Below are 7,636 nucleotides of genomic sequence, written 5' to 3' on the forward strand. Positions count from 1 at the left end.
GATGAAGCTACTTCCAGCATAGACTCAGAAATTGAGGCCTTAATCCAGGATGCCTTAAGCAGGATTATGGCAGGAAGGACTACCATAATTATTGCCCACAGGTTATCCACCATAAAAAATGTGGACCGGATACTGGTGCTCTCCCATGGAAAAATTGTAGAAAAAGGAACTCATCATAGCCTGCTTAAAGCCAAGGGCATCTATTATCAGCTGTATCGGTATCAATACCAGCTGCTGCAGTAAACTACGGTTTGGGTTTTAAGGCTTTCCTGATTATAAATAGCTGTACAGCTATCACTACCACAGCTGGAATTATCAAACTGCCCACCCCTGCACTGGGGCCTATTAAAGAGCCAACAGCATTAGAGGCAAAGGGAATGACCATGCCCCCTATGGCGCTGGAAGCCATCATTATCCCGATAGTAGTGCCTGCAAAGCGGGGGAAAGCAGCTGAAGAGGAATATACCAGTAAAGGCCAGATCCCGGAAAGGCCCAGCCCCAGTATGGAAAACCCTATTGCCGCCAGTACATAGTTTCGGCTGAGGGAAATAAGCAGGATGGAGATGGTAGCAAAACTGGCCAATACCACAATTAATTTTTTAGGGTCAATTTTGCGGCTGATATAGCTGCATATTATCCTTCCCACTACCATAAATCCCCAGAAACCGGAAAGGGCCAGGCTGGAGATGATTTCTGAAGAAGTCATGGACTTTATATAGGTATTAACATAGAAACTAATTCCCTGTTCAATGCCCACATACATTAAGATGCTTAAAGCAAATAAAACCATCAAAGGCTGCCGCAACAGCTTTAAAACAATAAGTCCCTTTAATTTCTCTGTGCCTTCCAACGCTTTGCGGAAGGGAAGCATGGAAAAATAAAGCAGGTATATCAATGCTATTGCGGCAAAGATGGCATAAAGGTGGCGCCAATCATACCCTTTGGATAAAAACAGGCTTACCAATAAGGGTCCGGCAAATGCTCCCGCCACAAAAAAGGCTTGGCTTACATTGATAACCATGCTCTCCTTGCCGGGGTTAAAGTCTACCAGGACGGTGGTCATTAGGCCTTCTATGATTCCAAAACCCCCGCCTATAAGAAATACGGAAAATACATACAGGTAGACATTGGAAGTAATAAGGGTAGTGACCAATCCGGCAAAAAAGAAAAAATAACCCAGGCAGGACACTACCTTGCGGCCGTACTTATCAGAAATTTCGCCAGCTATCAGGGGCATTACCAGAAGCCCGGCAAAATGGCTGGATACCAGTGTCCCCTGCAGGTAGGAAGCCATATTATAGTATTTTCCAATGTCTATCAGGGCCCTTTGGAACACGGAAAGGTAAAGCCCTAAGAAAATAAAGGAAATATATATGGTGATGTCTATAAGTAAATTCTTCTTTACCATTTAATTAAAATTTTAATAAAGAGTTGAACTATGATTCTAACATTTTATTTATAAAAAATGTATAATTAAATTCAAAGGAGAGGTTATGATAGTAAATAATTTTTACTTAAATACCCTGCTTTTGCTGTTTATTTCCTATCTGCTCGGATCCTTTCCCTCTGCCTTTATTGCAGGTAAAATTAGAAAGATAGATATCCGCTATACCGGCAGTAAAAACGTAGGGGTGATGAACACCTTTTCCTCGGTAGGCAAATGGGCGGGAATAATGGTTATAGCTGCAGATTTTGGCAAGGGAGCCTTATCGGCTTTCATTGCAGACAAATATTCTTCCCACCCGTTCATTCCCATGCTGGGCGTAGTGGCAGCCATGATAGGCCACAACTGGATGGTTTTTTTAGGTTTCCATGGGGGAAAAGGGGTATCTGTCTTTTTGGGGGGCCTGCTGTACCTTGCTCCCCTTTCTTTTTTATTTTTATGCCTGCTGATTTTACCCTTATCCCTAATAATATTTAAGGATACCTATCTGGCTCAGGCCGTATCCCTGATTCTGTTCTCCTTTTTTTGCTGGGCCTGGTACGGAAGCTACTGGCTGGCTCTTTTTTGCATTCTGGCCTCTATAGTATATAGTATAAAAAGCTGGTATCTTCTAAAATCCTATTTTAGCCAGGGAAGAAGAGATATGCATCCAGCACTAAAAAAAATATTTAAGCCTTTTTTTAAGGAGGAAATAAAAAAGTGAAATGCCCGTTTTGCCCCAATCCGGATACCAGGGTAATAGATTCCCGGGTCACCGAATCAAAAGACAGTATCAGGCGAAGGAGAATGTGTGAGCAATGCGGCAAAAGGTTTACCACTTATGAAAGATATGAGAACCAGCCCATTGCAGTAATAAAATCCGATGGTACCCGGCAGCCTTTTGACCGCAACAAACTGTTAAGCGGATTGATCAGGGCCTGCACTAAGAGAAATATTTCTATCAATGTGTTGGAAAAAATGGTAGATGACCTGGAGCTGGAAATAAGGAACATGGACTCCAATGAAATAAGTTCCAAGGAAATAGGCAACCTGGCCTTAAAAAGGCTAAAGGACTTAGATAAGGTGGCCTATATCCGTTTTGCTTCCGTATACAAGCAATTTGACAGCATAGAACAGTTTACCAATGAATTGTCAGAGCTTAAAAGGGATAAATAACAGCTGCCGGTTTGGGTTAAGGCTTTCCGCCTTCTATATCTGATATGCTGGCCTTATGGCCTAAATAGCGGCTCCAGGTTCTGATACAGCTTTAAAAACATCTGGTAGGATTTAGAATACTGGCCTTGATTTTGAGGCTTATAGGTTTCTTTAACCCCTATAATGCTGTTAGCTAAACTGTTAAGGTTTGCAAACCACCCCATCTCTACCGCAGACAACATGGCCGCCCCCAGGGCTGTAGGCTGGCTGCTGCTGGTAATTTTTATTTCACGGCCCAGCACATCTGCCTTTATCTGGTTCCACAAGGGGCTGTGGGCTCCCCCGCCCAAGGAGATAACCTGCTTTATGTCCAAACTCAACTTGCTTTCTAAATAGTCCAGGTTTTTCTTCAGCATAAAAGCAATGCTTTCCAGCACAGCCCGGGCAAAGTGGGGTTTGCCATGCTTAATGGTTATGCCATAAAAAACTCCCTGGGCACGGGCATTGTATTCAGGTGAATTTACCCCGGTAATATAGGGAAGGAAAATTAGGCCACCGCTGCCGGGAGGAACTTTTGCCGCCTGCTGGTCCACTAGTGAGTAGCTGCGGCCAGGATAGAAATTCTGCTTGAACCATTCCAGGGATATGCCTCCGCTTTCACATATGGGCAACAGCATATATTTATCTTTAATAGCGCTGTAATGGCAGGGAATTCGGGCCGGGCTGAACAGGGGCTGCTGAAGCAAAGTACAGATAGCAAGCACCGTGCCCGTGGTCTCACTTACAGTGCCCGGGCTGATATTGCCCACTCCTATCATTCCTGCCATCTGGTCCAGTGCCCCTAAATTAAGATTTAGGCCAGGGCTAAAATCAAACTTTTCTACAATGGCCTTATCCACTGCTTTTACCGAATAACCCGGCTCTACCAGCTGGGGCAGCTGATCAGCATCTATTCCTGCAAATTCCAGCATTTGGGGCCAGTATTGCTTGGTAATGATATTAAAATAATAGGAAAAATTATAAACGGAGTACTCAGACATAAACCGGCCAGTAAATTTGTACACAATATAGTCCTTTAGCAGTAAAAATTTATGTACCCGCTTAAAGATACCGGGCTCGTTCTTTTTTATCCAGATTATCTTGGTCACCGGCCAGGTAGTAATTACCTCCGGCTGACCGGTAATGTGGTAACTTTCTTCCGGGCTAAACTGGTTTTTTATCTGTTGGCATTCCGACTGGGAACGGTTATCCAGCCAAGATATGGCTTTCCTTAAAGGCTGGTTATCCTGGTCCAGCAACACCAGGGTTTCAGCCTGGCTGCTTAAGGAAATAGAAGCCACCCGCTTGGAATCTATACCTGATTTCTGTAATATTTCACCAATGCCTTTCTGCAGACGGTTCCAATAATTTTGGGCCTCAAATTCTATAAACTCGGTTTTGGTATCCAAGCGGTAGGGCATGCTATGTTCGCATATCAGGGCCAGGTCCCGGTTAAATAAAACAAACTTAATCAGGGTGGTCCCCAAATCTATTGCTAATATATATTTGTCCATTACCTACCCGCAATAATCGATGGCTGCCAGCACCATTATATTTATTAGCTTATACACGCTTTCCAGCTCCACATATTCGTCTACCCCATGGGGGTTGGTCCCTTGGGGACCTATTACCACTACATCGGTATTGCTGGTGGCTTTAAAGGCATAGGCATCCATAGCCAGAGGCAGGCCTTTCTCTTCCAGTTTCAGGCCCAGTGCCCTGTATGCTGAACGGATACTTCCCATGGCAGGATGGCCGGTATCGGTTCTATGACCTCCCATAAATCTTATCACTGTCTTAAATTCCGGTTTGGTGCCTTCTATATCCTTTAGCTGGGAGGCCATAAAATCCATAAATTTCTTACGTGCCTCTTTTTCCAGGTTATGGGCGTAGGTCTCCAGCCAGAAATATATATGGCCTTCAGTAGGTACCGACCCAGATTCCAGATAGATAGAGCCTCCTGAGGCAAACTGGTAGGTAAGAAGCCTTAACTTCATTTCCGGACCGTAGGCAGCTGGAGGTTTTTCCTGGGCCAGCACCTCCCGGTCATACTTCTCTAAAGCCTGGGCTACCCTGGCCAGCTTATAAATAGGATTGGGAAGCTCAATATCGGTTCCGATGCCTCCCGGTCCCTTTTCCTTTATCTGGGCTACCCAGTCGCTGCCTCCAATAGTCTCAATACCTGCTGCCAGGTTGGTAACCTCTGCCAATATGGCAAAGTCTATATCAGGATATCTTAGCCTGGAGGCTATGGTTCCGTTTACTCCCCCATTTTCTTCATCTATTACACTTTCAGCATAAAGGTCGCCAGCCAGCTTCAGCCCCAGCTCTTTTATGCATTTTAAAGCAAAAAACCCGGCCAGGGTCCCTGCTTTCATATCCGCCGAACCCCGGCCATAGAGCTTTCCGTCTTTAATCTTTCCACTGAAAGGATCTTCAAACACCTTCCAGGGCCCTGTGGCGGGCATGGTATCTATATGCCCCGAAAATAGAAGAGACCTGCGGTGATTGGCGCCTTTTAACCTGGCTACCAGATTGGGACGCCCCTGATACTGCTTTTCCATGCCAGCCATAGTACCGAAAAACAGGGGGCTATCCCTTAATGTTTTAACTTCATCAATCTCAAACATGTCTAAATCTGATTCGTCCAGAAAAGTAGAGGCAAAATCATATAAGTATTCCTGTCCTGGTTTTTCATTGCCTCCCGGGGGAAGATTTTCAGTTTTTATCTGGACCAGCTGTGATATGGCTTCTGCAATCTGGTCCTTGTTTTTTTCCACCCAGCCTTTAACCTGGTTAACAAATTTCATCTTGGTATCCTTCCAGTTAAAACTTTATAGTATTTAAAGTTTTACTACGCTTTTTTCATTAATGGATTTCTTGGCTGCCAAGGCCAGCTTAATGGCTTTCCTTCCATCTTCAAAGGTAGCATTATCTATAGGCAGATCGTTATTGATCCGTTCTACAAAATATTTGCATTCCAGAAAATAGGGGTCTTTTTCCTCAACATCCAAGGAATAGGTTTTTCCGCTATTTTCATAGACATTGACCATGGATTTCTGATCCCTTTGTTCAATATTTTTCCCGGCTCTAAAAATCCAGTCTACTGTCCCCTGCTCACATAACACTCTCAGCACCATGGTGAAAGGAAATTCTCCTCCGTAAGCCCATCCTCCTTCTGCAAATCCTGCCTTACCATTCTTAAATTCTATATTGGTGGCAACATTGACTATTCCTCCCTTATTAGGGTCAAATACGCCTTGTGCTTTAACTATTTCAGGATCACCAAACAGCCAGATCAGATAATCCAAGTCATGAATTGATAAATCCAGGGGAACGCCTCCACTATTTTGTTCACTTAGTCCCCAGTTATTTTCATACCAATCGGGAGTTACTGCCAACCTCTGGCAAAAACCATAAAGGGGCTGGCCCAGCTTGCCGCTTTCTACCAGCTCTTTTACCTTTACGTATTCAGGCCAGAACCTTAACACATGCCCTACCATTCCCTTAACCTTGTTTTCATTAATGGCTTCTATCATTTTATCTGCCTGCTCCAGAGACAAGGCTATAGGCTTTTCACATAATATATGTTTTTTAGCCTGGGCTGCTTTCTGGGTAGTTTCCAGGTGCAAAAAGGTAGGAAGGCAGATATCTACACAATCACTATCTACCTCAGCCAGGCACCGGTCAAAATCATCATAATAGGCGGCACCGCATTCTTCCGCCAGTTTTTTACCTTTTTCGGCTACCTTATCCACCACTGCCACTATTTCTGCTCCTTCTATTTCCTTATAGGCAGCAGCATGGGTTTGTCCCATAAATCCCGCACCTAATAATATAATTTTAGCCATTTTTGCTCCTTTCCTAATCTATACATATCCATAACTTTTTAAAAACTGGTAAGATTGAGCTACTGCCTCATTGATTTCTTCCAGGCTGTGCTCCTTACCATCAAATTCTATTTCTACATCAATGGGACCATGATAGTCAGCTATTCTTTCAAAAATAACTTCAAAGTCCACTACTCCCTTGCCCAGGGCTGGAAAGTTCCAATCACCTTTCTTGCCGCTGCCGTCATCTTTTAGATGCAGGTATGACATATAAGGGAGGGCTGCCTCTATATCTGTCTCCGGCCTCACCCCGCCATAAAAAATTACATTGGAGGTATCGTAGTTCAGCCTTACATGGGAATGGTTTACCTTCTGGATTACCTGGGCTCCTTTAGGGCCATTGTTTAACCAGGGCCCATGCATCTCCAGGCAAATAGTAATACTTCTGTCTTTAGCATAATCAGCAACCTGCTCAATATCAGCGTAAAACTGGTCTTCATCCTCCCCGGCATCGGTTACCAGGTAAGATACTCCTGCCTTATGGGCAAAATCCAATACTTTCTTAAGCCTGGGAACTGCATCAGGATTGCCCATGCGGGTATGGCCGGATACCGAAATCATTTCCAGGTTATAGCTGGCTACCTTATCCAGTACTTTCTGGTAATCATCGGGACCCATATCTTCAGGCTTGGGTAAAATATGCTCGAAATAGCCAGGGCATGAGGCCATATCTACATATTTAAAACCAGCAGCAGATATGCCTGCCAAAGCCTCATCGGGCCCAAAGTTAGGGTAAGTGGAAGTAACCACTGCTATTTTGTTTTTCACTTGCTTGCTCCTTTCGTCTATTGCCTGTTAACTTATGCCAAAATAAATGCCTGCCTCTTTTTTAATCCTTTATTTAAACTATATATCTTTATCATCAATATGTTAAAAACTAAATTTTAACCTTTTATAGCTCCCGCAGTCAGCCCTTTTATAAAATACCTGGATAAAGTAGCAAAAAGAACCATAGGGGGTATGGCTGCCGCAGTTAAAATAGCAAAGATTAATCCATAATTGGTTTCATGCTTGCCAAATAATTTGGCGGTAGCCAAAGGTATGGTCATTAAATTGTCAGAGTTAATCAGCACCAGTGGAAACCAGAAGTCGTTCCAGATAGGTATTAAGTTATAGACCGCAACTACCA

The 7,636-nt window shown here is 43.8% G+C and carries 9 protein-coding genes; 3 read left to right on the forward strand and 6 right to left on the reverse strand.

The window, feature by feature from the left end; genetic code table 11:
• Window positions 1–243 (forward strand): ABC transporter ATP-binding protein (locus tag PHN32_08725; GenBank protein MDD3777673.1); only part of this gene is annotated, 243 nt, incomplete at its 5' end.
• Window position 244: 1 nt separating this feature from the next.
• Here PHN32_08725 and PHN32_08730 read toward each other — a convergent pair.
• Window positions 245–1,408 carry an MFS transporter gene (locus PHN32_08730; protein ID MDD3777674.1) on the reverse strand — a complete coding sequence of 388 codons (1,164 nt, stop codon included), beginning with the start codon at window positions 1,406–1,408 and terminating at the stop codon, window positions 245–247.
• Window positions 1,409–1,493: 85 nt separating this feature from the next.
• On the opposite strand from PHN32_08730, the gene PHN32_08735 reads away from it, so the two are divergent.
• Together PHN32_08735 and nrdR are read left to right on the forward strand one after the other, a co-directional pair.
• Window positions 1,494–2,147 (forward strand): glycerol-3-phosphate acyltransferase, encoded by a 654-nt coding sequence (locus PHN32_08735; protein MDD3777675.1) that lies wholly within the window; start codon window positions 1,494–1,496, stop codon window positions 2,145–2,147.
• Complete coding sequence (nrdR, locus tag PHN32_08740) at window positions 2,144–2,599, forward strand: transcriptional regulator NrdR (protein MDD3777676.1); 456 nt, start codon at window positions 2,144–2,146, stop codon at window positions 2,597–2,599. Before PHN32_08735 ends, nrdR begins: the two co-directional genes overlap by 4 nt.
• Before the next feature lie 53 nt (window positions 2,600–2,652).
• On the opposite strand, the gene PHN32_08745 is transcribed toward nrdR, so the two are convergent.
• The 5 genes from PHN32_08745 to PHN32_08765 form a co-directional block, all read right to left on the reverse strand.
• On the reverse strand, window positions 2,653–4,131 hold the full coding sequence (locus PHN32_08745) for an FGGY family carbohydrate kinase (protein ID MDD3777677.1): 1,479 nt from the start codon (window positions 4,129–4,131) through the stop codon (window positions 2,653–2,655).
• Between the two features lie 3 nt (window positions 4,132–4,134).
• A complete protein-coding gene (locus PHN32_08750) occupies window positions 4,135–5,427 on the reverse strand; it encodes a M20/M25/M40 family metallo-hydrolase (protein MDD3777678.1) in 1,293 nt (430 codons plus the stop codon).
• 33 nt (window positions 5,428–5,460) lie between these two features.
• Window positions 5,461–6,468, reverse strand: a complete 1,008-nt coding sequence (locus tag PHN32_08755) for a Gfo/Idh/MocA family oxidoreductase (protein MDD3777679.1) — start codon at window positions 6,466–6,468, stop codon at window positions 5,461–5,463.
• 18 nt (window positions 6,469–6,486) lie between these two features.
• The gene (locus PHN32_08760) at window positions 6,487–7,275 is read right to left on the reverse strand and encodes a sugar phosphate isomerase/epimerase (GenBank protein MDD3777680.1); all 789 of its coding nucleotides are present in this window, start codon (window positions 7,273–7,275) and stop codon (window positions 6,487–6,489) included.
• A 116-nt stretch (window positions 7,276–7,391) separates the two neighbouring features.
• A partial coding sequence (locus PHN32_08765; GenBank protein ID MDD3777681.1) for a carbohydrate ABC transporter permease occupies window positions 7,392–7,636 on the reverse strand: 245 nt, incomplete at its 5' end.

This window comes from Actinomycetota bacterium (genome assembly GCA_028698215.1).
Classification (GTDB): Bacteria; Actinomycetota; Humimicrobiia; order Humimicrobiales; family Humimicrobiaceae; genus Halolacustris.